Origin of the sequence: Actinoallomurus sp. NPDC050550 (assembly GCF_040655075.1) — a bacterium.
Lineage (GTDB): Bacteria > Actinomycetota > Actinomycetes > Streptosporangiales > Streptosporangiaceae > Actinoallomurus.
On sequence record NZ_JBFAJC010000013.1, the window covers coordinates 145,552 to 169,600 of the forward strand.

Sequence of the window (24,049 nt, forward strand, 5' to 3'; positions counted from 1 at the left end):
CACCCCGGACACTGCCGCCAGCCCCCGAACTGCCGGTCCGGACAGCCCCAGGTCCGGCGACCAACAGAATGAGCGTTTGACGCGGCGCCCCCACGCCCACGACGACGACCGTGGCAGGTCTCCCTTCCTCTCTGCCCGAGCGGAGGAGAGGAAGGGAGACCTGCCGTGGCGTCACCGCCGGGTCAAGGTCACGGAGACGGTGGATCCATGGCCAGGACTGACGCGCACCGAGAAGAGGTGTGAGGCGCTGTCGTAACCGACCTGACCGACGCTGCCGCCGGAGGCGGTCGCCGACACCGGGCTCGGGGAGTACCCGTGCAGCGTCACCGGGCCGTCTCCCGCGGCGAACGCGACCGTGGCGTGGATCGTGCCGTTGTCGGACAGCGACCGGATCCGCTGCTTGCCCAGGGACACGAACTTGCCCGCGTCGCCGAGGAAGGCGATGCCCGACCTGCCCACCGGGACCACCTGGAGGTAGGACCCGTCACGGGTCACCTGGGCGGTGTAGGGTGCGTTGCCGTCGACCAGCGCACCGTTGCCGGCGAAGTAGTCGTACACGTACGCCTTTCCGGTGACACCGAGGTCGGCGGGCCGGAATGAGGCGTCGTCTGTCGTCGGGAGGCCGACCGTACCGGCGCTGACGCCGAGGTTGTCGATGTTCGGGCCGTTGGCTCCCGTCGTGGTGGCCCGTACGGTGTGCCGGCCGGCGGAGAGTTCGACCACGACCGGCTGTACCGCCCAGGTGTCCCAGCTGCCGGTCGGCGCGAACGCCTGCGTGGAGGCCGCGCCGCCGTCCGCCGAGACCGCGAGCGGCCGGTCGGCGCCGCCGCCGTTGGCGTACCGGAACATCAGCGTGTACGTGCCGCTGGACGGCGCGTTGACGGTCCACTCCACGTAGTCGCCGGAGTCGTGCTGGTAGTCGGCGAACCCGCCGCCGGTGTAGCCGGAGTGGTCGGTGCCCACCACGGGCCCGGACAGGGTGGCGTCCTCGGCCTCGTAGGTCGTATCCGGCTTCGGCGCCGGGATGGTGCGGGCGTAGGCGTAGACGTAGCCGGCGGACAGCGAGCCGTGCCGGCTGCCGGTCGTCGCCACCATCGGGCCGGACGATCCGGAGGCGTCGCGGACGTAGGTGGCGTCATCGGGGACGATCGGGGTGTCCGGCTTCACGATCGTGCCGTCCGCTTCCGCCACCTTGTTCAGGTTGGCGACGCTCTCCTTGCCGATCGCGTCGCCGACACCGACCGGGCCGGCGGACAGGTTGGACAGCAGGAGGTTCCGGGTCTCCGTGCTCATCATCACGTCGGTGAAGGGCCACACGCCGAGGGCGCCGGCCAGGCGTGACGTGTAGAGGAACTCATCCCACTTGGACCGCTCGAACCGGTCGCCCGAGACCCGGGCGTTCGTCACGTTGCCGTACAGCGTGCTCTGCAGGTAGTCCTGCGCCAGTGCCATGCAGTACTGGATGTCGAGGCCGTTGGCCGCCGCGGCCTTGGCCATGTTGCCGAGGAACGCGGCGCGGTCGGTGAGGTTGAAGTCGGGCTGCGCGCCCGCGCACAGCCAGTCCTGCTCGTAGGTGTCGACCCCGGAGGACTTGAGGTAGCTCATCCGGTCGTTCCAGTACGCCGGGTCGGTGATCACGTTCCCGGACATCTTGTACTGGCTCCGGTACGGGCTGGACGGGTCGATCCACCGGGCGTGGGTGATCAGGGGTACGTCGACGCTCTTCTGGAACGAGGCGAGGCCGTTCGGGAACAGGGTGCGATCCGCCTCATAGCGGTACTGGCCGTCGGGTTTGTCGTTCCAGACGGCGTTCGGGCCCTTCGGATACCACCAACTGTCCAGTTGCAGGTTCCCCATCGGCAGGCCCTTGCTCTTCCAGTCGTTCTGGACCGCCCGCAGCGTGCCCTCGTAACCGAGGTTGGAGTCGTACTTGTAGTAATAGGAGGCACCGTTGTCGGTCCAGTAGCCGAGCTTGGCGAGGGTGTTCGTGGAGCTCTGCGCGGGGCGGTGCTTGCCGGACAGGCCGGTCAAAGCGTTGCCCCAGGTGTTGTACACGCCGTTGATGCTGGTGCCGTACACCAGGATGCTCTTCTGGGTGAACCCGGCCGGCAGGCCACCGACGCCTGCGGAGACGGTACTGGTCAGCGCGCCGTTCACGAACTTCACGACGCCGGTTGTGAAGTTCGAGGCGGGAGAGAGCATGTAGCCGCTGTGGGAGGCGTCGAACGCCAGGTACGGGCTGAAGCCCGGATCGCCCGGGGCGTCGAGCCGGCGTCCCGCGAAGCAGCCGTTGAAGCTCTCGTTGTGCGGCAGCGAGGGCCGGGACGACAGCGCGGGGAACGGATCGGCGTTGGCCGCCGCCTGCCGGTACGTGGTGCTGAAGAGCACCACCGGTCTGTTGTCGTAGGTCCGGATGCCGCTGCTCCGCGCCGCCCCGCCGGCCGTGTAGTCGAAGTCGGTCTCGTGGTAGACGCCGACACGATCCCGGCCGGTGACGGTTTTGATGTTGCTCGCGGAGGCGCCGACCGAACCACCGAAGTGGTAGCGCGGTGCACTGGTGTCGATGGTGTAACCGCCGTCGGCGCGCACCGTCACCGTGGCGCCCGCCGTGGGCGTGGCGGCGTCGGCCGGTTCTGGGGCGAGCGCCAGGCTCACCGGGAGGGTGACCGCGAGCGCGCAGGCGACTGCGCTGCGCCGAAGGGATCTTCGTACTGGCTTGCTCATGGGCTCTCCAGGGGTCGGGGTTCTGCATCCCCTCGGCTGCGCGCATATGGGGTTTTTGTGAAGTTAAAACGCGATTTATGCCGTGTCAACAGACTGATAGGCGCCGCATTTGGCCTTATTATGCTGAGTACGTGACAAAATTGGTGAACCCGCATGGGTGGGGGGCGCCATGAGCGCAGCCAGGCCTCGATCGCACCGCGCCTACAACCTCGACCGCGTGGTCGCGGCGGTACGTGAGCGCGGATCGGTCACCCGGGCGGATCTTGAGCGGATGACCGAGCTGTCGCGCGCGACCGTGGCCGTGCTGGTCGCGCGGCTGATCGACGACGGCGTCCTGCGCGAGTTGCCCGCAGCCGAGAAAGCGGGGACGGGTCCGGGCCGGCCGCCCGCCCGGCTGGCGCTGACCGAGTCGGCTGGCCTCGTCGCCGGCATGGCCTTCGGGCACGGCGACCTCCGGATCGCGGTGGCGACATTGTCAGGCGACGTCGCTGCCGAGCGCTACGTACGGCTCGCGGTGGACAACTCCGTGGGCGCGGCCCTCGACACCGCTGCCAGTGAATTGGGCGGAATATTGCGCGAAATCGGCCATCCGAGAGAGGACATAAACAACGTCGTCCTCGGCCTGCCCGCCCCGCTCGACCGGCGCACCGGCCGTGTGCTGGTCAACAACATCCTGCCCGGATGGGTCGACCTGGATCCCGCAGCCGGCCTCGAAGAGCGGGTCCGTCGGCCGGTGTTCATGGAGAACGCCGTCAACCTCGGCGCCGTCGGCGAGCTGACCTACGGAGCGGGCGCCGGCGTACGCGACCTGGTGTTCGTCAAGGTCTCGACCGGCGTCGGTGCCGGGCTGATCTTCGATGGACGCCTGTACCGGGGCGTCAGCGGCTACGCGGGCGAACTGGGCCACGTGCAGGTCGAAGCGAACGGTCTGCTGTGCCGGTGCGGCAGCCGCGGCTGCCTGGAGACGCTGGTCTCGACGCCGAACATCATCGCCGCCCTCCAGCCGATGCACGCGGACCCGCTCACCATCGCCGACGTGATCCGGCTGCTGGAGGCGGGAGACTCGGGAGCCGTCCGTGTCGTCGGCGACGCAGGACGGACCATCGGCCGGACGCTGGCCGACATGTGCAACGTGCTCAACCCCGAGGTGATCATCGTTGGCGGCGAACTCGGCCTGCCGAACGGCGTGCTCGCCGACGGCATCCGCGAGATGATCACGCGCTACGCCCAGCCGGGGGTGGCCCGGGCGGTGACCGTGACAACCGGGACCCTGGACAACCACGCCGAACTCCTCGGCGCGATCGCTCTCGCCGTCCGCCGCACCGGCAGCTCGACCGCACCAGCGCTGGGATGACGAGCCGTTGTCGACCGGGCCGGGAGAGTTCAGGCGGCGTGGCATGATGCCCGATTCACCGACGGACATTTGCCGGCACAGACTCGTCCACTGACCTTCTTGTAACGGCCTCCGAGTCGGTCACTGGTCCTTCGCTTTCGCCGTGAAGTGGCCGTGTTCCGGAAGACCGCTCGTCTTTACGCTCGGACGCCTGGGCCTGTCCTCGTCGCAGGCCGTATGTAGTCGCAGGCCGTATGGAGGGAGCGTCCGCCGACCCTCGGCCCGCTCGACCTGACAGGAGACCGATGATCACCATCCGCAAACTCATTCCGTCCGACAGGGCCGCCTGGGAGGGCCTGTTTCGCGGATACATCGACTTCTACGAGCGCGTGGAACCCGCCGAGATGTACGAGCAGGCGTGGCACGAGTTCCTGGCGGACACGCGCATGCACGCCCTCTGCGCGACGCTGGACGGCCGGCTCGTCGGCATCGTGCACTTCCTCGCTCACGCCAGCACGTCGTTGCCCGACGCCGACGTCTGCTACCTGCAGGACCTGTTCACCGCGCCGGAAGCCCGCGGCATGGGCGTTGGACGTGCCCTGATCGCGGCCGTGACCGACTGGGCCAAGGCCCACGACTGCGCCCGGGTGTACTGGCACACCCACGAGTCGAACGCGACGGCGCGGCGCCTGTACGACAAGGTGGCGGAGAACCGCGGCTTCATCCAGTACCGGATCGACCTGCCGCGCTAGGTTCTGTCCAACGGTCCGGTGGCGACGACTGGTGCAAGAAGGCCCGGTGACGGCGACCGCTCTCGGGCGTCGCGGCGGGTGGTCATGACCGGCCGGTTGTTGTTACGGTCGGCGGTGACGCGGGGTGCCCAGGACGTATCCGGGCTGAGATCACACCCGTCGAACCTGATCTAGTTCGGACTAGCGAAGGGACGTCACCGGTGACCGGAGCTCTCCTGGTGTTGCTCGAACGTCCTCGCCTCGCCGTCCGGTGACCGCTGAGAGGAACCGATGTTCTGCGACGACGTGTGGAAGCGCTCGACCCGCCTGATCCGCGCGATCCACGAGCACCCGTTCAACACCACCCTTAGCGCGGGCACGCTGGACCGTGAGCGGTTCGCGTTCTACATCGTGCAGGACGCCCGCTATCTGGAGGCGTTCTCCCGGGCGCTCGCGGTCGCGTCCGCACGGGCCACCGACACCAACGACGCGGTCTTCTTCGCCGAGAGCGCGCACGCCGCGCTGGCGGCGGAGCGTACGCTGCACGCCGGCTACATCGAGGAGTTCGGCCTGACCGCCGACGACCTCGCAGGCATCGACACCTCGCCCACCTGCCTCGGCTATTCGTCCTTCCTCCAGGCGACGGCCCTCTCCGACCCGTACCCGGTGCTCGCGGCGGCGGTGCTGCCCTGCTTCTGGGTCTACCAGGACGTCGGCACGGCCCTGCTCGAGAACACGGCAGGCGTCGAGGACCACCCCTACCGCGCCTGGATCGCGACCTACTCCGACCCGGCCTTCGCCGAAGCCACCGCACGCGCCAAGGACATCACCGACCGGCTGGCGGCGACGACCGACGCGACGACACGAGAGGGCATGGCCCGCGCCTTCTTCCGCGCCACCGAATACGAGTGGATGTTCTGGGACAGCGCCTGGCACCGCGAAACCTGGCCCACCGCCGAATGGCTGGGGTAGCTCACTTCGGTAGGGCTTATCACCCCTATCCGAGGAGCTCCCCCACGTCCGGCGCCACACATCCGCTGTCTGCGCGCCGACGCCCATACTGCGAACGTGGTCCAGCTGATCTTCCGGAGGCAAAGCCAGTGCATCCAATACCTGAATTAGCCATGCACGAAGATCCCGGTGCGCATCTTTCACTGAATCACACCACCTAGATCAAGGCATCCGATCCGGCCGCCGACACTTCACCTAGGGGCTCACACTTCCCCCGCGTAAATTCGCGATAAAGGTCCGGACGGACCTTAACATCGACAAGATCGCCAGCAATAGCACCCGCTCTGCAACCCGTCCGGATGCCGACAGAGGAAACCGGCGCCGAGTGCACCCACATGACCGCTTTGTCCCGATAAGATTCGCGCAACGACGCTCTGCGTGGAGCTCGGGTTGGGGGTCGCCCTCGCGGCGATGGACGGGAAGGTGCACGTGGCCGGGCAGAAGACGCCGGACGACGATCCGAACACGGAGCCTCCGGACGACGATCCGAACACGGAGCCTCCGGCCGACGACGAGTGGTCGTCTCCTCCCCCGCCGCCTCCGACCTGGGGGCCGGATCCGGCTCAGCCGCCGCTGCCGCCCTGGACCATTCCCGTCCCGCCGTCGTACGGCGCCGCGCCGCCGGGCCTGCCCGGTTCGCCGCCGTACGAGCCTCCGCCGGAGAGCGCTCCGGGGCTACCGCCCTACGGCTCACCGCCGCAGGAGACCGAGGAGCCGGCGCCGCGCGACGCGACGTGGCAGGAGCCGCCGGAGACCCAGGAATGGGCTCCGCAGCCACAGGCCGACCCGTGGCGGATCCCGCCGCAGCCGGTGTGGGACCCGGCGGCGGAACCCTCCCCTGCCGTGCCTCCGCCCTCGTACGGACCGGGCGAGCAGGAGCCACCGCGCTTCCCGGCGTACGACGCGGGCGGGGCGGACCAACCGACCGCCCTGGACCTGCCGCCGTCCGCGATGGTGCCGCGGTCCACCCCACGGCCGCCTGTCCCTCCCGGACGCGACCCACGAACCTCGGGTGAGAACACCACTGTCCGGTTCGACGAACCGTGGCGCACGGAGACACCCCGCCGGTCGGGCCGCCGGGTGCGTCTGCGGCCGGTCCTCATCGGCATCGCGGGCGTCGTCGTCGCAGGTCTGGTCGCCGCCGGGGTCTACGTTCTCACCGGTGACGAGAAGAGCGCGCCGAAGATGCCGGCCGCCCAGCTGGCTGCTCGGCTGTTCGCCGCCGACCCACAGGCCAGGACCGATGGGCGGGACCAGGAACTGCTCGGGGTCGCGTCGTCGGGCTCGATCGTGGTCGCCATCGGCGGAGAGGCCGACACGGCGGATTATCGTGCGGAGTTCCTCGTCTCCACCGACGGCGGGCGTACCTTCCGGCTCGGCGGTCTGAAGACGGCCGACGGGACGGAGCCCGCGTACGGCGACGTCCCGCGGGTGATCGCCGGTTCGGGTGGTTCCTGGGTCGCCCTCGGAAGCTCTCACACCGGGACGGCGGTTTGGACCAGTCGTGACGGGAGCGCCTGGATCCGGCAGCCCGACGTGGCGGGTGCGGCGTTCGGCCGCGATCGGGTCGCGCGGGTCGCGAAGACGGCGAGTGGGTTCGTCGCCATCGGCGACACCTCGCAGAAGGGCGACTACAGCGACGCGGTGCCCGTCGTCTGGCTGTCGTCGGACGGCCGGAACTGGGAGCGGCTCGGCAACGACCAGCTCAAGATGTCGCTGTCCGGGGGGCCGCTGACCCTGGTCGACGTGGCGGCGGTGGGCAACACCGCGCTCGTCTACGGCTGGACGACCGACGGCAAGGGCCAGGTCGTCAAGGACGCCGTGTGGCGGTCCGCCGACGGTGGACGGTCCTGGGAGCCGGTCGACGTGCCGCACCCGAAGGGCACGGCCGGTCCGGGCGTCGCCATCGCGGCCACCCCGTCCGGTTTCGTCGCCGGTCGTAACGCGAGTGGCAAGTCGGAGCGGTACGGCGTGGTGATGACGTCCGCCGACGGCAGGCAGTGGCAGACCGCCGGAGAGATCCACCTGCCCGGCTTCGGCGGTCTCCAGCGGCTGGCCGGATCCGACCGTGGCGTGGCCGCCCTCATCGGCGGCGACAAGAAGGTGCTGCTGGCGCGCAGCGCGGACGGACGGTCCTGGCAGAACGCCGGAGAGGTGCCGGCGCCGCCGAGCGTCGCGATCCAGGGTATGGCCGTGACCGCCGGCGCGACGATCGTCGCCGGCCGCGATAATAACGACGCGCAGGACGCCAACGCGGTGCTCGCGGTCCGCGATCCCGTGGGGCAGGAGATCGCGGTCGATCCCACCCGGATCGCCGGAGCGGTCCAGAGCGACCAGGCGCTGACGTCGGTCGCGACGGGGTCGCGGCTCAGCGTCGTCGCGGGCAGCACGAACGGGGACGCCGCGGTCTGGACGTCGGCCGACGGCAGGAGATGGAGCCGTGCCCAGGGGCAGGTGTTCGCCCGGCCGGGCCCGCAGCGTCTCATCAGCGTCGTCTCCGGGAACGCGGGCTGGCTCGCCGTCGGATTCGACGCGGCCCGTCCTCTCGTCGTCGCCTCCGACGACGGCACGACCTGGCGGGCCGCCGATGGCGGAGGCGCGTTCGCGGTGAAGGGCGTCGATCATGTGGCCACGTACGCGGCGACGGTCGGCCCGGCGGGTTACGTGGTCGTCGGCGAATCCGGTCTCTCCGCGGCGACGTGGCATTCGTCGGATCTGAAGGCATGGGATCGCGGCGGCGGCGCGGACCTTCAAGGCGGTCAGAACGCCAATCGCTGGATGCGCGGTGTGGTCGGCGGTTCGTTCGGATACGTCGCGGTCGGTGGCCTCAGCGACCCGTCGGTCAAGGACGCCCCATCGGGCAGGCCGGCCGCTTGGACCTCGCCCGACGGCAAGAAGTGGACGCTCCACCGGATACCGCTTCCCTCCGGTTCGCTCGAGGGGTGGTTCGACAAGGTCGCCGCCGTCGGCAACGTGATCATCGCCGCGGGGTCCGCCGCGACGAACTCCGGCCGTGTCGCCTTCGCGTTCGTGTCGGCCGACGGCGGGTCATCGTGGCAGGAGGTCCGATTGCCGGCCGCCGGCCCGGCCGGCCCCGACTCGAGCGACCGGAATTCCCTCGTCACCGCCGCGACCGCCACGCCCCGGGGATTCGTCGTCACCGGCGCCGTCGGGCGGCTTGGGCGGTCCGACGTCGTCCTGTGGACGTCCCGGGACGGACGCTCCTGGACCGCGGAGACACCCCAGGGAACCGGTCTGTCCGGCCGGGGCGACCAGTGGCTCACCGGGATGACCCCGTTGGGCGCCGACCTCCTCGCCGTCGGGGTGAGCGCGGATCACCGCGGTGAGCAGCCGACGCTGTGGCGGAGGCCGTTGCCATGAGGGTTCCGCACGAGGTCGCACGGTCGTGAGCGGCCGGCTCCAGGCCGCCCTGGCGGCCGTGACGAGCGCATGCCTGCTCGTCACGGCCACGGCGTGCGTGGAGGCGAGGTCGCGGGCCACGACGGATCCCCGGCGTGCCGTCACGATCGCGCCGTCCAGACCGCCGCTCCGGGTGATGCCGCTCGGGGACTCCATCACCGATGGCCTGCTGACGCTCGGCGGTTACCGCAGCGACCTGTGGCAGTACATGACGGCCGACGGGATGTCGGTCGACTTCGTCGGATCGCGCTCGAACGGGCCCGCGCAGCTGGGCGACCGCGCCGAGGAAGGCCACCCGGGGTGGCGGATCCACCAGCTCGCCGTGCACGTACGAGCGTGGCTGCGGACCTACCGCCCCGACGTCGTGCTGCTGCACATCGGCACGAACGACGTGATCCAGCGCAGTGCGCTGCCGCAGGCTCCGGCCCGGCTCGCCGCGCTGGTGGACCTCATCACCGGGACACTGCCGAACGCGCAGGTGTACGTGGCGACGATCGTCCCGCTGGCCGATCCGGTGGGTGATGGCCTGGCCCGGCGGTACAACGCGGCGATCCCGGGGATCGTCGCGGCGCGGGTCGCGCACGGCCGGCATGTCCATCTCGTCGACATGCACGCGGCGCTCACGAAGACCGACCTGTCCGCCGATGGTGTTCATCCGAGCGACGGCGGCTACTCGAAGATGGCGGCGCGCTGGTACACGGCGTTGACGGGCACTCCGATGACACGGTGGGAGGCGGAGACGCCGGCGTACGCGACGATCGGCAATGGGGAACGGCTGACGACGCCGCGGGCGTCGGGCAACGGCAAGGCCGGCTATCTCGCCGCGCCGGGAAGCTATCTGGAGTTCGCGCTTCCGCTGCCGAGCGGCGGCCGGTACCGGATCTACGTACGCGCCGCCGACGGCATGAGCACGCCGTGCGACCAGTCGCTCTCGGTCAACGGCCGGCCGCAGGGGCGGTTGGTCTACCTCCCGTACGGCTGGGACCAGTGGACGATCACCGCCGTCGACGTGTCACTGAACGCGGGCCGGAACACCGTGCGGTTCAGCCGGGACACCTGCAGCGCGGAGATCGACGCGATCGATCTGGCGCCCGTCCGATGACGCCGCTCAGGAGGACGGGAGCTCGGCGCCGTCCGCCGGAGGTCGCTCCGTCGGCGCCGGCTCTTCGCGGCGCGTGCCGTCCGTTTCGGGAAGGCCGCCCCGCCGGATCTGCGCAAGCGCCGCCTTCAGGCGACCACGTAGGACGCGCTGCGCGGGCACTTCGACGAGCCGGTGGATCAGGTACGCCGACACGAGCGCGACGGCGATCAGCACGCCGAGCACGGCCCAGCGGCCCATGTGCGGGTAGAGCCGCGGGACGAGCGTCCGTGAGACCGTCTGGTGGACCAGGTACAGCGGGTAGGTCAGCATCCCTAGGAGCGTGAGACCGCGCCAGCGCAGCCACGCCAGCCGATGCGTGGCGACGAGCGCCATGATCACGAAGACCAGGGTGACGCCGGCCGGAATGACGTACTCCGAGACCCCGGGGACGATGAAGTCGGGGAAGTTGTACTTGACGTCGTAGTAGCAGCCGAGTGCCCAGCTCGCCGCGATGAGCAGCCAGACGATGAGGTTGCCGCCGAACCGGTAGATGAGGAAGAACCCCATTCCGGCGACGAAGAACGGCGCGTACCGCCAGAGGAGCACGACCTTGAGGAAACCGAAGTCGGCCTCCATGGCGAACACGCTGAGCAGGAGCCAGCCGGTCATGAACGCGACGCACCGGCTGTAGGTGATACCGCGCCAGACGAAGAGCGCGATGAGCGCGTAGAAGTGCAGTTCGACATAGAGGGTCCAGTAGACGACCTCCATGCGCTGTGACCCGACGCCTTCCTGCAGCATCGTCAGGTTGGGCAGGAACCGCCTGATCGGCCCGTCGGTACCCGGGCCGAAGGGAACGTAGGAGTGGAACGCGAGGTATGCGGCGAGCGAGAGCACGACGCTCACCCAGTAGGCCGGGAACAACCGCACGACGCGGGACACGGCGAAGTCGCCCACACGGCGGTCCCAGGCGCTCATCAGGATGACGAACCCGCTGATCAGGAAGAACAGCTCGACCCCGAGGAAGCCGAACCGCGTCACCTGGCCGAGACCGGGGAAGATCGTGCGGGCGTTCCCGCCGGGCCACTCCGGCGCGGGCACGCCCGTGAAGTGGTGCAGCATCACGGCGGCCGCGGCCACGAAACGCAGCAGGTCGAGTTCGCGGAGCCGCCCTGCCGGCCGTTTCCGCTCAAGGCTCGCCGGGACCTCGGCGCCGTTCGCGGAGCCGACCGTGTCGTCCTTCGAGGAGCCGTTCGTCGATGGCATGGCGACTCACCTGGTGGCGAAGTAAGGGATGCAGAGCGTCCCGGCCTTGTCCGTAGCGATCTCCAGCACCGAGGTGCCCGTGGCCGCCGGGAGCAGCGCGGAGCTGTAGTTGGGGCAGTACTCGTTCTTCGCGTCGGGTACGGCGACCGGCGCCCTCACCGCACGCCACGTGCCGGTGCCGCCCTTCGTGCCGACGAACAGCGTGCGGCCGTTGCCGGGTGCGGCCCTTCCGTTCGCGTCGACCAGCATCTGCCCGACAAGGAGCAGCGATCCGTCCGGGCGAGGGGCGATCGTCGGGGCGTGCGCGAAGTGCCGGCCGCCGACCGCCGGGCGGGTGCCGAGGGCGGTCTCCGTGCCCCAGCTCCAGCCGTTCGCCGACGTGCGGAGCCGTACCTCGCATTTGTGGGAGCCGCAGAACTCGTAGCTCATCGCGTAGTGGCCGTTCGGCAGGCGGCGTACGACGGGCATGCCGGGACGCTCGGCCTTGGCGGCGAGGGTGACGGTGTTCGCCGGGGCGCTCCACTTCCGGCCGTCGGTGGAGCGGACGCGGACGATCTTCTGGCTGTGCCGGGAGTCGGTCTCGTCGGAGTAGAACGCGACGAGCCTGCCGTCCGAGGAGACGGTGAGCTCTGGCTCCCAGAGGCCGCCCGTGTTCTTGGCCTTGGCGATGGTGGACAGGTAGGTCCAGGTACGGCCGTGGTCGAGGCTGCGCCACAGCCCGATGGTCATGCGACGGTTCGGCTTGACGCTCCTGCCGAAGGAGGCGGCCCACAGGAGGGTGCCGGCCGGGTTGGCGCCGACCTTCTTCGGCAGCTCGTACAGCGTGCCGCAACACGTGCCCTTGCCGCCGGAGCCGGAAGCGTCGGCGATGGAGCCGATCGGGCGGAATGTCCTCCCGGCGTCGTCGCTCTCGTACACCGACCCGATCCCGGCGTTGCCGGAGAACGTGACGACGCTCGCGATGACACGGCCGTTGGCGGATCCGCTGTGCGCGAGGCGGACCACGCGCGGGTACAGGCCGGTGCCGGTGCGCAGGGGCGTGGCGGCGGCCGGGGCGGCGTTGCCCGCTCCGACGGCCCGCTGCTCGCCCGAGCCGGTGGCGGCCACCGCCGCGCCCGCGCCGCCGAGGAGCAGCGCGCCGGCCGCCGCGTACACCGTGATCCGTCGCCTCTTGTCCATGGGGGTCATTGCTCCGTTATCCGTACGATGACCTGCTCGTTGTCGCGCGTGTATCCCTCGTAGCGGAACCGCAGGCCGGTCTCCTCGACGTACTCCGTCCAGGCGCGGTACTCGTGCTCGCGCCAGCCGGGATAGCCGAAGAACTCGTCGAAGACGATGACGCTGCCGGGCCGCAGGCGAGGGCCGGCGTGGCGCAGGACGGTCCGTGTCGAGGAGTACAGGTCGGCGTCGACGTGGAGGAAGGCGACCGGTTCGGGGTGCTCGTCGAGGAAGCCGGGGAGCGTGTCCTCGAACAGCCCGACGACGAGTTCGGCCCCGAGCACCTCGGGCGGCTCGTCGACGGCGAAGGTGCCCGCCGGGAAGCCCTCCCGCCAGTCCTCGGGAAGCCCCTGGAAGGAGTCGAACCCGAAGACGTTCTTGCCGCGGGCGGCGGTGATGGTCCGCAGCGTACGGCCGGAGAAGACGCCGAACTCCAGGGCCATGCCCTCCTGGCCCTCGGCGAGGGACAGGGCGTGCTCGAGCGTCGCCTGCGGGTCGGGGAACGCCGGGACCTCGGGCATGATCTCGTCGATCAGCTCGGCGGTCTCGGCCGCCGCGGCCCGCTCCTCCTTGAGCGTGGCGGCGGCCAGTTTGGCCTCCTCGCGGGCCCGCTGGCGGCGCGCGGCGTCGAGCGGGCCGTCCGGCGGGGCGAGGAAGTCGACGGCGTCGGTGATGTCGCCCTCGAACGCCACCCGGCCCTCCCGCAGCACGACGCCCCGTCCGCTGACCTTCTCCAGCGTGCCCATGTCGTGGGAGACGATGACGAGCGTGCGTCCCTCGCCGTGGAGTTCCTCGATGCGCTCCAGGCACTTCTTCTGGAAGGGCGGGTCGCCGACGGACAGGACCTCGTCGACGAGGAAGATGTCCGGTTCGGTGTGGACGGCGACGGAGAAGCCGAGCCGCATGAACATGCCGGAGGAGTAGAACTTCACCTGGGTGTCGAGGAACTTCTCGATCTCGGAGAACGCGACGATCGCGTCGTACTTCGCCTCGGTCTCCGCCTTGCTCATGCCGAGGATCGCGGCGTTGAGGAAGATGTTCTCCCGGCCGGTCAGGTCGGGGTGCAGACCGGCGCCGACCTCGATCAGGCCCGCGACCCGGCCGCGTACGCCCACCGACCCGCCGTCGGGCTGCATCACGCCGGAGATGAGCTTGAGGAGGGTGCTCTTGCCCGAGCCGTTGAGGCCCATGAGAGCCAGCGACTCACCCTGCTCGACGGTCACGGACACCTCGTCGAGCGCCGTGAACCGCTCGGACAGGCTCTGCCGCCGCGCGGCCCGTACGGTCATCTCCTTGATCGAGTGCGCGTGGCGCAGTGTGAAGCGCTTGGTCACGCCGTCGACGACGATCGATTCCATCTCTAGAGCTCCTGGGCGAACCGCCGCTGCAGGCGGAAGAAGACCATCTGCGCCAGCCCCAGCAGCACGACGGCGGCCAGCAGGCTTCCCAGGCCTCGTACGGTCAGGTGGTCGGGGAAGGCGTGCCTGCCGTCGGGGAAGGTCGGGGTGCCGTCGGGCAGGTGGGCCTGGCGGGGGTTGGCGGGCCACCAGAACGCCCGCTGGAACAGCAGCGTGGCCGTTCCGAGCGGGTTGGCGAGGTAGATCTGCAGGCCGAGGCCGTTCCCGGTCGACTCCTGCACCGTCGTCCACGGGTAGATCATCGGGACGGTCCACGGGATGACGATGTTGAGGATGTCGACGACCTGGCCGAAGTCCCGGAAGAACACGTTGATCCCGGCGAACAGCAGACCGAACGCCAGGCCGAGCACGGCCACGATCGCGAAGCCGAGCGCCATCGACCCGAGCCCGAGCGCGGACGGCGTCCAGCCGCCGAGGAGCGCGCCGCCCCACAGGATGGCCAGGCCGGGCAGCATGTGCACCATCGACACGAGCGCCGACGAGGCGGGGAACATCTCGCGCGGCAGATAGATCTTCTGGACGAGCGGCGCGTTCCCGATGACGGACCAGGTGCTGGTGATCAGCGTCTCGGTGAAGAAGCTGATCACCACCATCCCGGAGAACAGGAACACCGGGTAACCGGGGATCGCCTTGCTCATCTTCAGGAAGATGCCGACGACGAAGAAGTAGACCGCGAAGTTGACGGCGGGGCGGACGTATGACCAGCCCAGTCCGAGCAGGGATCCCTGGTAGCGGCTCCGCAGCTCCCGGCGGACCAGGAGACGGAGCAGGTATCGCCGCCGGGCGACCTCGAGCAGACCGCCGCCGCGTCCCGGGGCGGTCAGCGGGGGTGCCGTCATCGCTCCCCCGGCCGTTCCGCCGCCTCGAACGTCTCGCGCCAGCGCTCGGGCGAGGCGAGCTCGGGGATGGCCGCGCGGTAGCGGCGGCTCAGCTCCGGCCACTCGTACGCGAGACGTGCGTGCAGCGCCGTGGCGCGCTGCAGCAGTGCGCGGAATCGCGCCGGATCCCGCTGGTACCAGGCGGCCTTGGTGCCGTCGGCCGAGGTCACCAGTGCGCTGTCGAATCGCGACAGCAGCCACCAGGTCTGGTCGACGTGCGGCACGGTGACCTCGGGATGTCTCTGCGGGAAGGAGTCGACCGGCCGGACGTGCCTGAGCACGCCGCTGAGGGCGGTCTTGACCATCGCCTTCCGCCCTTCCGGAGCGACCGGCTCGCGCCCGCGCTTGGGCGGCCTGCGCCGCTTGACCGTCGGGAACTCGTCGATGTCGGGCTTGGCCAGCGCGTCGGGGAACTCGGCGCGCAGGGCCCGGAGCTCGGCCAGCTTCGTCGTCATCGACTCGTGCAGGTGCTCCGGGCCGAGCAGCACGTCCTCGACGGCGCGCAGCATCAGCTCGACGGTGGAGTACTGCATCGCCAGCGCGTGCTTGGTCGTGATGAACAGGCTCTCCTTGAGCATGTTGCCGCCGCGCTTGTAGGGCGAGTACATGAGCGCGGTGATGACGCGGTTCCGCTCGGTGAAGTAGGCCTGCCAGTCCAGCGTGTCGTCCTTGGAATGCCACGGCACGTGCCAGACCGCCGCCCCCGGGAGCGACACCGTGGGGAACCCCGCCTTCTGGGCGCGGATGCCGTATTCGATGTCGTCCCACTTGATGAAGAACGGCAGCGACAGCCCGACCTTGCGGACCACGTCGACCGGGATGAGGCACATCCACCAGGCGTTGTAGTCGACGTCGACCCGCCGATGCAGCCATGGCGTGCGGCGCAGCGGGTGCTCGGCCAGGTCGTGTCCCAGGAAGGTGTGCGCGGCGGGGGTCATCCACCAGCGGTAGCGGGCGATCGTCTCACCGAAGACGTGCAGCACCGACCGGTGGAAGATGTCCAGCATGTGGCCGCCGACGATCGTCGGGGTCCGGGCGAGGTCGGCGAAGGTGACGGCGCGCAGGATGCCCTCGGGCTCGACGGTCACGTCGTCGTCGAGCAGCAGCACGTAGTCGCTGCGTCCGGCGTCGAGGGTCTCGCTCATCGCCCGGGAGAACCCGCCGGAACCGCCGATGTTGCCCTGGTCGATGAGGCGGAGCCGGTCGCCCAGCGCCTTCGCGGCGGCCGGGAAGTCCGGGTGGTCCTCGACCCGGTTCGTGCCCTGGTCCACGACGTAGATCTCGTCGATGACCTCCAGGACGTCGCTCGCCTCACCCATCGCGGCGAGTTGCTCGACGCAGAACTTCGGCCGGTTGAACGTCGTGATGCCGATGCTGACGCTGCCCTGCGGCCGTTCGACGTCGGCGCACCAGTCCGCGCCGTCCAGAACGGCGTCGCGATCGCCGCCGACGACGTCGAACCAGTACCATCCGCCGTCGATGAACGGCTCCAGCGGCAGGTCGATCTCGCGGACGACGGTGGCGCGGGTGTCCACGTCGAGCTGGGAGACGCGCTGGGTGAGGCCCTTGCCGGTGGATCGGTGGACGCTGACGATGGCGTCGCCGCGCAGCCGCAGCCGCAGCGTGATGCGGTCGACGACGCTCCAGCGCCGCCAGTAGCTCGCCGGGAAGGCGTTGAAATAGGTGCAGAAGGACACGCGCCGGCCGGCGGGCACGACCACACCGCGCCGCCCGGTGATCCTGACCTCGGTCCCGGTCCGTGTCGTGGACCGCCGCGTGGCGGGGCCGTCCGCCTCGGTCCTGCCCCGGCCCCACACGACCGGTGCGTCGACGTACAGCCCGACCACGTCCGGATCGCGTTGGACTGGCAGCACGACGCGCTGCAGCACCCTCATTCCGTGCCTCCGGTGAAATGCGGCCGAAGCCGGTTGTCGTACATGGTCAGCGCGGAGGCGATGGCCATGTGCATGTCCAGGTACTTGTACGTGCCGAGGCGGCCGCCGAACAGCACGCCCTTCTCCACGCGGGCCAGTTCGCGGTACCGGCTCAGCCGCGCGCGGTCGGCGGGCGTGTCGATCGGGTAGTACGGCTCGTCGCCGGGTCCGGCGAAGCGAGAGTACTCACGCATGATCACGGTTTTGTCACCCGGGTAGTCCCGTTCGGGGTGGAAATGCCGGAATTCGTGGATGCGCGTGTACGGGACGTCCTCGTCGGCGTAGTTCATCACCGGGGTGCCCTGGAAGTCGCCGGTCGGCAGGACCTCCAGCTCGAAGTCGAGGGTGCGCCAGCCGAGTTCGCCCTCGCGGTGGCCGAAGTAGTGGTCGAGGGGGCCGGTGTAGACGACCGGGACGTTGCCGACGGCGTCGAGGTCGAAGAAGTCCGTGCCCAGCCGGACCTCGATCCTCGGGTGGTCGGCCATGCGCTCCAGCCAAGCCGTGTAGCCGTCCACGGGCAGGCCCTCGTACCGGTCGGCGAAGTAGCGGTTGTCGAAGGTGTAGCGCACCGGGAGCCGGGTGATGATCTCCGCGGGCAGTTCGCGGGGGTCGGTCTGCCACTGCTTGGCGGTGTAGCCCCGGATGAACGCCTCGTACAGCGGCCGCCCGATGAGGGAGATCGCCTTCTCCTCGAGGTTCGCCGGGTCGGTGATCTCGGCGGCCTGCCCGGCGACCAGGGCGCGGGCCTGGTCCGGGGACATGGCGCGGCCGAAGTACTCGCAGATCGTGCCGAGATTGATCGGCATCGGATAGACGCGGCCCTTGAAGATCGTGAAGACCCGGTGCCGGTAGTCGGTGAAGGCGGTGAACCGGTTGACGTACTCCCAGACGCGCTCGTTGGAGGTGTGGAAGAGGTGCGCGCCGTACCGGTGGACCTCGATGCCGGTGGCCGGCTCGGTCTCGCTGTAGGCGTTCCCGCCGATGTGGTCGCGGCGCTCGACGATCAGCACCCGCAGGCCGAGGTCGCGGGCGCAGCGCTCGGCGACGGTCAGCCCGAACAGCCCGGCGCCCGCGACGACCAGGTCAGCGTTCACTCGTCTCCTCCACGGGCGACGTCCGCTGCTCGCCGCGCGGCGCGACGAACCGCCGGTACAGGGGGCGGCGGATCCAGGAGGGCGTCAGGCGGTACCCGCCGCGGACGCTCACGTTGCGCAGGTACTGCGCGGGGGTGGTGAAGCCGCTGCGCAGCAGCTCGCGCTGCAGGCGCAGTTCCGCGCGCAGCAGCACCAGGCCGCCGCGGCGTTCGTACGCGCCCTCGCCTACGCGGTAGTACACGAGCGGCTCGGGAAGGTTGACGACCGTGGCCCCGCTCGCGATCATGCGGGCGAACAGCCAGTAGTCCTCCATGAGCGGCATGTGGCCGTAGCCGCCGGCGGCCAGGACCGCGGTGCGCCGGTAGACGATCGTCGGGTGGTTGAACGGGTCGTGCAGCCGCGCGTACCGGGCGATGTAGTCCGGTTCGGAGACCGGCGTGCGGCTCCCCACGATGTCGTCCCGGCCCGTCCCGAACTCCAGCATTCCCGCGCCGACCAGGTCGGCCCCCCGCTCGATCACCGGCAGCTGGACGGCGAACCGGTGCGGCATCGCGATGTCGTCGGCGTCCATGCGGGCGACGACGTCGTGCCGGCTGGCCGCCAGCCCGGCATCGAGGGCCAGGCCCAGGCCGCCGTTGTGCTCCAGCGGCAGGAACGTCACGGGTACCGGGCTCTCCTTCGTGAGTTCGGCCAGGCGGTCGGCGAGCTCGGCCGAGACCGGCCCGTCCTGGACGAGGATCACCTGGTCGGGGCGGCGCGTCTGGGCGTCGACCGCGCTGCGGAACGCCTCTCGTACGTGGTCCGCCCGGTCCCCGCCGTAGACGGTCAGGAGCAGCGCGAAGGGTTCGGCCATGCGTCCGTCCTGTTGGCCACCCCCGTGGCTTCGCCCCACCACCTCCCGGCACGGAAGGGAGGGCGATGAGGCCAGCGGGGCGGAATGCATCTTATGCTACTTTTGCGAACTTCATCCGAGCGTCTTACTCCCACTAACTCGGCGATACGTGAGGTGTCAGCTGAAAGACGCCCAAATCGTCGCCGTGGTTGTCACGTACGACCGGCGGGATCTGCTGACGGAGGCGCTGACCGCTCTCGAGGGACAGACCAGGCCGCCGGACACGGTCGTGGTCGTCGACAACGCCTCCGCCGACGGCACCTCGCGGCTGGTCCGCGAGCGCTTCCCCGCCGTCCGCCTGCTGGAGCTTCCCCGCAACACCGGCGGGGCGGGCGGATTCGCCGCGGGCATCGCCCGCGCCCTGGAACTCGGCGCGGACGCGCTCTGGCTACTGGACGACGACACCGTGCCCGAGCCCGGCGCGCTGGCCGCCCTGCTGGCGGCGCGCGACCGGGGACGGGACGGCGCCGGGCGGCCGCCCGCGCTCGTCGCGAGCCGCGTCGTGTGGACCGACGGCCGCGACCACCCGATGAACACCCCCCGGTCCAGGCCGTCGGCCGTCCCCGGGTGCGCCCGGATCCGGTCCGCGTCGTTCGTGTCGGTGCTGGTCGACGCCGACGCCGTACGGGAGCGCGGGCTGCCCATCGCCGACTACTTCCTGTGGAACGACGACTTCGAGTTCACGCTGCGGCTGCTGCGCGGGCGCACCGGCCTGCTGTGCGCGGACAGCGTCGCCGTGCACAAGACGGCCTCCCCCGACTTCGACCCGGGCCGGCGGTTCTTCTACGAGGTCCGCAACAAGGTGTGGCTGTTCACCCGCAGCTGCTGCCTCGGCCCCGGCGAACGCCTGCTCTACGCCGGCGCGACGGCGCGCCGCTGGGCCCGTACGCTCGCGGGCTCGGCGGACCGGGCGGACCTGGCCCGCGCGCTGGGCCGGGGACTGTGGGCGGGCGTCCGCTCCGGTCCCCGGCCCAACGAGGCCGTGCTCACCGACAGGGCTTCCAGGCCGTCCTGATGCTCACGTGCAGGGATTCTGGGCCGCGTTGATCTCGCCGTTGACCTTGGGGATGTCCGGATTCTTCACCTGGACGCCCTCCGGGCCGACGGCCAGGGAGACGGTGCCCGGCGCGACGGTGTTGTCGGCGGCGATGACGACGCCCGGGACGGCGACCGCGAGCGCGTCGGCGAAGCGTTCGGCGCCCGCCCCGTACAGGATCCTGGTCTGCGGCTGCGCCGGGCCCTTCGCCGCCGTCACCTGGAAGCCCTGGGCCTTCAGGTCCTTCACGGCCGTCTTCGGCGCGTTGACCGCGGTGACCTTGACCTCCTGCGGCTTCGGCGCCGCCGGTTTGGACGGCTCCGGCTTCGGTGCGGGCAGGCTGTCGTCCTTGCGGATCGCCTCGAACAGCGGACCGGCCTGGGACATGTCCCACTGCACGCGGTTGGGGTCCTTGGGGTACGTCTGCGTCGGCACGGTGACGAACCGCACGGTGCCCGCGCTCATGCCCTTGAGGCTCGTGGCGAGCTTCTTCATCGCGGACACGCTGAACTCGTCGTCGGTGGCGATCGACTTGGTGGCGGCGTTCAGGAACTTGTACGCCCGGGTCGGGTCGGTCAGCATGTCCCGGTTCGTGGCCTTCTTGACCACCGAGGCCATGAACTTCTGCTGCCGCTGGATCCGCTCGAGGTCGGAGCCGTCGCCGAGGCCGTAGCGCGTGCGGACGTACCCCAGCGCGTCGTTGCCCTTGACGACCTGGCGGCCCGCCTTCAGGGAGAGGTTCGCGCGTGGGTCGTTGACCGCCTGCGGCACGCAGATCTCCACCCCGCCGAGCGCGTCGACGACCCGCTTGAACCCGGCGAAGTCGATCTTCACGTAGTGGTCGATGTGGATGTCGGTGTCCGCCTCGATCATCTTCCAGGTGCAGGTCGCCCCGGCGTAGGCGAAGGCGGCGTTGAGCATCCCGAAGAACGCGGGGACCGTCCCGCCGCCCTTCTTCTTGCAGTCGGGGACGTGGACCATCGAGTCGCGGGGGAAACTGACCGCCACCGCGCGGTCCCGGTTCGGCGACAGGTGCAGGAGGATCGTCGTGTCCGAGCGCTCCCCGCTGATGTCGGGCGACCAGTACTCATGGTTCTCCCCGTCCCGGGAGTCCGAGCCGAGCAGCAGGATGTTCATCGACTTGTTCAGCTTCGGCGGGCGGTTGGTGCCCAGTTGCTGCTGGTCGACGTGCTCCTTGTGGATGTTGCCCTGCAGTTTCTCGTACAGCCCGAAGGCCGTGCCGCCGGCCAGGACGAGCGCCACCGCGACACCGGCGGCGACCCAGCGCACGACGCGCCGCCCGCGGCGGCGCCCGGACCCGGGCACGGGCACGTCCTCACCGCCGGAGTCGCCGGCCCCGTCCGGGCGGCCGGGCGCGTCGGACTCGCCGGCTCCGTCCGGAGCTCCGCCCGAGCCTTCAGCCTTCTCGGTGCTCCTCGCCTCGTCGCCCGGCTTTTCGCTCTCGCCCGCGGCCGGCGTGTCGTCCGCCGGACCGTCGGAGTCCGGCGCTTTCGGCGACGTGTTCTCCGGCGTCACGTCGTCAGCGTCGTTGTCGGCCATTCCACCTCATCGATCGGTCGCGCGGGCGCGCCGCGCGGGTCTCTGCCCCTTAGACGCACGCCGAAGTGCATCGGATGACAATCACGGCATTTGACGCGCAAAGTCAAGAATCAACCCACGTCACGGTTCTACCTGGACGTTTACCGCGAATCGCCACAGGCGTAGACTTTGATCACAAGGCGCCGCAGGGGGCGGTGTCTTGCCGCGCCCCGGCGCCAAGCGAGGACATCCGCTTGGGGGGATCAGTCGTGGCGGATACCAATCGAGGCGTCGTCTACGTCGAACCCGGCAGGGTATCGGTCGAGGACATGCCCTATCCGATGCTCGTCCTGGAAGAACAGAACAACCGGAAGCTCCAGCACGGGGCCATCCTCAAGGTGCTGGCCACCAACATCTGCGGCTCCGACCAGCACATGGTGCGCGGACGCACCACCGCTCCCGCCGGTCTCACCCTCGGCCACGAGATCACCGGCGAAGTGATCGAGACCGGGGAGGACGTCGAGTTCATCAAGGTGGGCGACATCGTCAGCGTCCCGTTCAACATCGCCTGCGGCCGCTGCCGCAACTGCAAGGAGGGTCATACCGGCGTCTGCGAGAACGTCAACCCCGCCCGGGCCGGAGCGGCCTACGGCTACGTTGACATGGGCGGGTGGCACGGCGGCCAGGCCAGGTACGTCGTCATCCCGTACGCCGACTGGAACCTGCTGAAGATCCCGGCGGACCGGGACACCGTGATGGCCAAGCTGCTCGACCTGGCCATGCTGTCGGACATCTTCCCCACCGGCTACCACGGCGCGTACACCGCGGGCGTCACCACCGGGTCGACGGTGTACGTCGCGGGCGCCGGCCCCGTGGGGCTGGCCTGCGCCACGGCGTGCTTCCTCCTGGGCGCCGCCGTCGTGATCGTCGGTGACATGAACAAGGACCGGCTCGCGCAGGCGAGCAGCTTCGGCTGCGAGATCGTCGACCTGTCGGCCCACGGCAACCTCGCCGAAGAGATCGAGCACGTCCTCGGCCGGCCCGAGGTCGACGCCGCGGTCGACTGCGTGGGATTCGAGGCGCGGGGCCACGGACCGGAGGGCTCCACCACCGAGCAGCCCGCCACGGTCCTGAACTCCCTGATGAACGCCACCCGTGCCGCCGGCCGGATCGGCATCCCGGGCCTGTACGTCACCGGCGACCCGGGGGCCGCCGACACGAAGGCCAAGGAGGGCACGCTGGGCATCCGCATCGGTCTCGGCTGGGCCAAGTCGCACGTCTTCACGACCGGGCAGTGCCCGGTCATGCGCTACAACCGGCAGCTGATGATGGCGATCCTGCACGACCGCGTCCAGATCGCGCGCAACGTCAACGCCATCGTCATCCCGCTGGACCAGGCGCCGCACGGCTACGAGGAGTTCGACAGGGGCGCCGCCCACAAGTACGTCCTCGACCCGCACGGCGAGCTGGCGGGAGCACGGTTCTAGGGCGTGTCCGCCGGACGCGATCTACGCGCGCTCGCGCGCGGGTGAGGTCAGCGCGGCGCCGGAGCGCTCCTCCACGGCCTCGTGCCGGGGGAACAGCACCAGCGCCGCGCCGGCCAGGACGAACGCGCCGATCCGCAGCGCGAGCAGCAGCCGGTCGGACGGCCACGGCTCCTTGTAGAGCACCGTGCCCAGGATCACCAGCTGGGTCTTGGCGGTCACGGTGAGCACGGACACGACGATCGACATGCGGCAGCGCTGCAGGCCGATCTGCAGCTGGGCCAGGCCGAGCGCCGCCATCCCGACCGCGACGTACGGGTACGGCGAGCCGTAGAGCGCGGTCGCGAGCCCGTGCGCGTTGTAGACGGCGGCCACGCCCTTGAGCGCGAGTTCGGAGACACCGAGGCTGACGCCACACCCGATGCCGTGCGCGATGCCGGCCAGGGGCCGGGCGTGCCGGCCGAACGTGCGGACGTCACCGCCGACCAGCACCGCCACGCCCACCAGGATGCCCGGGATCACGATGGCGAACAGGACCATGGGTCCCGCGACCGAGCTGGTCATCACCTCGCGGCGGCCGTTCGACGCGCCGACCAGCGCGGTCGCCAGACCGAACAGGCCGACACACGCCCACTCCCGGCCGGAGAGCCGCTCGCCGAAGAAGACGCCGGCGTAGAAGAGAACGAAGATGAGGCTGGCGGCGAAGATCGGCTGGGCGAGACTCAGCGGGAGCATCGTCAGCGCCTTGACCTGCGTGGCCACGCCGGCCAGCACGATCACCAGGCCGGACAGCCACAGCCAGTTGGTGTAGGTGTACCGGATCAGGCTGAGCGGGCGGGTGCCGCGAAGCTCGGGCATGCGGTTCGCGGAGACCCGGAAGACGATGAAGCCCAGGTAGTAGATGAGGGTCGCCATCAGCGCCAGGATGGCGCCTCTGATGTCGGATCCGCCCATACACCGAGCCTTTCGTCCCGTCTTCCCGTCACATGA

The 24,049-nt window shown here is 70.1% G+C and carries 17 protein-coding genes and 1 riboswitch; of the genes, 7 read left to right on the forward strand and 10 right to left on the reverse strand.

The genetic code is table 11. The annotated features are described in order from the left end of the window. Positions 1 to 171 precede the first annotated feature (171 nt). Positions 172 to 2,724 carry a carbohydrate-binding protein gene (locus AB0I04_RS20125; RefSeq protein ID WP_360886432.1) on the reverse strand — a complete coding sequence of 851 codons (2,553 nt, stop codon included), beginning with the start codon at positions 2,722 to 2,724 and terminating at the stop codon, positions 172 to 174. Positions 2,725 to 2,893: 169 nt separating this feature from the next. Here AB0I04_RS20125 and AB0I04_RS20130 point away from each other — a divergent pair, with 169 nt between their 5' ends. The 5 genes from AB0I04_RS20130 to AB0I04_RS20150 all read left to right on the forward strand — a co-directional run bounded on the left by AB0I04_RS20130 (position 2,894) and on the right by AB0I04_RS20150 (position 10,321). Further along, a complete protein-coding gene (locus AB0I04_RS20130) occupies positions 2,894 to 4,078 on the forward strand; it encodes an ROK family transcriptional regulator (RefSeq protein ID WP_360886434.1) in 1,185 nt (394 codons plus the stop codon). 284 nt (positions 4,079 to 4,362) lie between these two features. Beyond that, a complete protein-coding gene (locus AB0I04_RS20135; protein WP_360886436.1) occupies positions 4,363 to 4,809 on the forward strand; it encodes a GNAT family N-acetyltransferase in 447 nt (148 codons plus the stop codon). Between the two features lie 110 nt (positions 4,810 to 4,919). Further along, positions 4,920 to 5,018, forward strand: a riboswitch (TPP riboswitch). Between the two features lie 61 nt (positions 5,019 to 5,079). Next, positions 5,080 to 5,760, forward strand: a complete 681-nt coding sequence (locus AB0I04_RS20140; protein WP_360886438.1) for a TenA family protein — start codon at positions 5,080 to 5,082, stop codon at positions 5,758 to 5,760. Positions 5,761 to 6,177: 417 nt separating this feature from the next. Continuing rightward, the gene (locus AB0I04_RS20145) at positions 6,178 to 9,180 is read left to right on the forward strand and encodes a hypothetical protein (RefSeq protein WP_360886440.1); all 3,003 of its coding nucleotides are present in this window, start codon (positions 6,178 to 6,180) and stop codon (positions 9,178 to 9,180) included. 25 nt (positions 9,181 to 9,205) lie between these two features. Next, the gene (locus AB0I04_RS20150) at positions 9,206 to 10,321 is read left to right on the forward strand and encodes a GDSL-type esterase/lipase family protein (protein ID WP_360886442.1); all 1,116 of its coding nucleotides are present in this window, start codon (positions 9,206 to 9,208) and stop codon (positions 10,319 to 10,321) included. Positions 10,322 to 10,327: 6 nt separating this feature from the next. Here the strand turns inward: AB0I04_RS20150 and AB0I04_RS20155 are convergent, their stop codons facing one another. The 7 genes from AB0I04_RS20155 to AB0I04_RS20185 are packed head-to-tail and all read right to left on the reverse strand — an operon-like array spanning position 10,328 to position 18,961. Next, entirely contained in the window at positions 10,328 to 11,566 is a 1,239-nt protein-coding gene (locus AB0I04_RS20155; protein WP_360886444.1) for an acyltransferase, read from the reverse strand. 6 nt (positions 11,567 to 11,572) lie between these two features. Next, positions 11,573 to 12,745 carry a sialidase family protein gene (locus tag AB0I04_RS20160; RefSeq protein WP_360886446.1) on the reverse strand — a complete coding sequence of 391 codons (1,173 nt, stop codon included), beginning with the start codon at positions 12,743 to 12,745 and terminating at the stop codon, positions 11,573 to 11,575. A 5-nt stretch (positions 12,746 to 12,750) separates the two neighbouring features. Beyond that, positions 12,751 to 14,142, reverse strand: coding sequence for an ATP-binding cassette domain-containing protein (locus tag AB0I04_RS20165; protein ID WP_360886448.1), 1,392 nt, complete (start codon positions 14,140 to 14,142; stop codon positions 12,751 to 12,753). Positions 14,143 to 14,144: 2 nt separating this feature from the next. Next, positions 14,145 to 15,041 (reverse strand): ABC transporter permease, encoded by an 897-nt coding sequence (locus AB0I04_RS20170; protein ID WP_360886450.1) that lies wholly within the window; start codon positions 15,039 to 15,041, stop codon positions 14,145 to 14,147. Further along, positions 15,038 to 16,975: a glycosyltransferase gene (locus tag AB0I04_RS20175; RefSeq protein ID WP_360886452.1), complete on the reverse strand. Its 1,938-nt coding sequence runs from the start codon at positions 16,973 to 16,975 to the stop codon at positions 15,038 to 15,040. Before AB0I04_RS20175 ends, AB0I04_RS20170 begins: the two co-directional genes overlap by 4 nt. Beyond that, positions 16,972 to 18,108 carry a UDP-galactopyranose mutase gene (gene glf, locus AB0I04_RS20180; RefSeq protein WP_360886454.1) on the reverse strand — a complete coding sequence of 379 codons (1,137 nt, stop codon included), beginning with the start codon at positions 18,106 to 18,108 and terminating at the stop codon, positions 16,972 to 16,974. Before glf ends, AB0I04_RS20175 begins: the two co-directional genes overlap by 4 nt. Further along, on the reverse strand, positions 18,098 to 18,961 hold the full coding sequence (locus AB0I04_RS20185) for a glycosyltransferase (protein WP_360886456.1): 864 nt from the start codon (positions 18,959 to 18,961) through the stop codon (positions 18,098 to 18,100). Before AB0I04_RS20185 ends, glf begins: the two co-directional genes overlap by 11 nt. Before the next feature lie 184 nt (positions 18,962 to 19,145). Between AB0I04_RS20185 and AB0I04_RS20190 the strand changes: the two genes are divergently transcribed. After that, on the forward strand, positions 19,146 to 20,015 hold the full coding sequence (locus tag AB0I04_RS20190) for a glycosyltransferase (protein ID WP_360886458.1): 870 nt from the start codon (positions 19,146 to 19,148) through the stop codon (positions 20,013 to 20,015). 3 nt (positions 20,016 to 20,018) lie between these two features. Here the strand turns inward: AB0I04_RS20190 and AB0I04_RS20195 are convergent, their stop codons facing one another. Further along, complete coding sequence (locus AB0I04_RS20195; protein WP_360886460.1) at positions 20,019 to 21,596, reverse strand: LCP family protein; 1,578 nt, start codon at positions 21,594 to 21,596, stop codon at positions 20,019 to 20,021. A gap of 248 nt (positions 21,597 to 21,844) precedes the next feature. On the opposite strand from AB0I04_RS20195, the gene fdhA reads away from it, so the two are divergent. Further along, positions 21,845 to 23,062 (forward strand): formaldehyde dehydrogenase, glutathione-independent, encoded by a 1,218-nt coding sequence (gene fdhA, locus AB0I04_RS20200; RefSeq protein WP_360886462.1) that lies wholly within the window; start codon positions 21,845 to 21,847, stop codon positions 23,060 to 23,062. A gap of 21 nt (positions 23,063 to 23,083) precedes the next feature. On the opposite strand, the gene AB0I04_RS20205 is transcribed toward fdhA, so the two are convergent. Next, a complete protein-coding gene (locus AB0I04_RS20205; protein WP_360886463.1) occupies positions 23,084 to 24,013 on the reverse strand; it encodes a DMT family transporter in 930 nt (309 codons plus the stop codon). Positions 24,014 to 24,049: the final 36 nt, after the last annotated feature.

Excerpts from the sequence above, each read along its gene's own strand:
- AB0I04_RS20160 (WP_360886446.1), bottom strand. The coding sequence starts at position 12,745 with ATGGACAAGAGGCGACGGATCACGGTGTACGCGGCGGCCGGCGCGCTG.
- AB0I04_RS20130 (WP_360886434.1), top strand. The coding sequence starts at position 2,894 with ATGAGCGCAGCCAGGCCTCGATCGCACCGCGCCTACAACCTCGACCGC.
- AB0I04_RS20140 (WP_360886438.1), top strand. The coding sequence starts at position 5,080 with ATGTTCTGCGACGACGTGTGGAAGCGCTCGACCCGCCTGATCCGCGCG.
- AB0I04_RS20170 (WP_360886450.1), bottom strand. The coding sequence starts at position 15,041 with ATGACGGCACCCCCGCTGACCGCCCCGGGACGCGGCGGCGGTCTGCTC.
- AB0I04_RS20155 (WP_360886444.1), bottom strand. The coding sequence starts at position 11,566 with ATGCCATCGACGAACGGCTCCTCGAAGGACGACACGGTCGGCTCCGCG.
- AB0I04_RS20175 (WP_360886452.1), bottom strand. The coding sequence starts at position 16,975 with ATGAGGGTGCTGCAGCGCGTCGTGCTGCCAGTCCAACGCGATCCGGAC.
- AB0I04_RS20125 (WP_360886432.1), bottom strand. The coding sequence starts at position 2,724 with ATGAGCAAGCCAGTACGAAGATCCCTTCGGCGCAGCGCAGTCGCCTGC.
- AB0I04_RS20195 (WP_360886460.1), bottom strand. The coding sequence starts at position 21,596 with ATGGCCGACAACGACGCTGACGACGTGACGCCGGAGAACACGTCGCCG.
- AB0I04_RS20205 (WP_360886463.1), bottom strand. The coding sequence starts at position 24,013 with ATGGGCGGATCCGACATCAGAGGCGCCATCCTGGCGCTGATGGCGACC.
- AB0I04_RS20165 (WP_360886448.1), bottom strand. The coding sequence starts at position 14,142 with ATGGAATCGATCGTCGTCGACGGCGTGACCAAGCGCTTCACACTGCGC.
- AB0I04_RS20185 (WP_360886456.1), bottom strand. The coding sequence starts at position 18,961 with ATGGCCGAACCCTTCGCGCTGCTCCTGACCGTCTACGGCGGGGACCGG.
- AB0I04_RS20135 (WP_360886436.1), top strand. The coding sequence starts at position 4,363 with ATGATCACCATCCGCAAACTCATTCCGTCCGACAGGGCCGCCTGGGAG.